The organism is Qingrenia yutianensis, assembly GCF_014385105.1.
GTDB lineage: Bacteria > Bacillota > Clostridia > UMGS1810 > UMGS1810 > Qingrenia > Qingrenia yutianensis.
The window spans coordinates 1-672 of sequence record NZ_JACRTE010000092.1; the positions used below are offsets into that span (position 1 = coordinate 1).

The following is a 672-nucleotide window of genomic DNA, read 5'->3' on the forward strand; positions in this document are numbered from 1 at the left end:
TGTTGTTATTCCCATAATAGCGTCGATTTTTGCATCGTCCAAGCTATTCGAAAATCCGCTTCCGCCGCTCTCATACACCGTAGTTTCACGCGGAATGTCAAAGGCAACACCGTCGTCCTTTGTCAGCATATTAAAAATATCCGCGTCGGATTTGCCGGCATTAGCCTTATCCTCAAGAGCCTGCGAAAACTTTTTCAAATAGTCGTTTTTAATTGCCTCGTGTGTCCATTTGAGCGGTTTGCCGTCTTTAGACACTGCCGCCGCCTCGTAACGGCTTAAAATTTCGGCGTCTTTTTCCGCTTTCTGCCGTTCCTCCTCGGTTTTCTTTTTCTGTACTTCAATGTCGTCCGAAAGCTTTTGGTATTTCTCTTTCCAGTCCTCCGCCGAAGCATTGGTTTCTTTTAAGGTGTCAAGCTCTTTTGTAAGATCGGCAAGTGTGCTTTTCTGCGTATCAAAATCGCCTTTCAGCTTGTCGTAATCGCCTTTAGCCTTACCAATATCTGCCGAATTGATGTTCAGTAAAGCGGTAATCTGTTCGTCAGAAGCCTCACCGAATATCTTTTTCACATCTTCTCTTTTCATTTTTGCTCCTTTCTCGCCTTTCAGTTTGTTGTCGCAGTCCTTTCTGCTCGGCTTGATAGTTTCTCGTCATTCCGGACAAATTTTAGGTAT

General features: G+C 44.3%; 1 protein-coding gene. It reads right to left on the reverse strand.

Going from position 1 to position 672, the window contains the following annotated elements:
- Positions 1–582 (reverse strand): hypothetical protein (locus H8706_RS12245; RefSeq protein ID WP_262432859.1); only part of this gene is annotated, 582 nt, incomplete at its 3' end.
- Between the last annotated feature and the right edge of the window lie 90 nt (positions 583–672).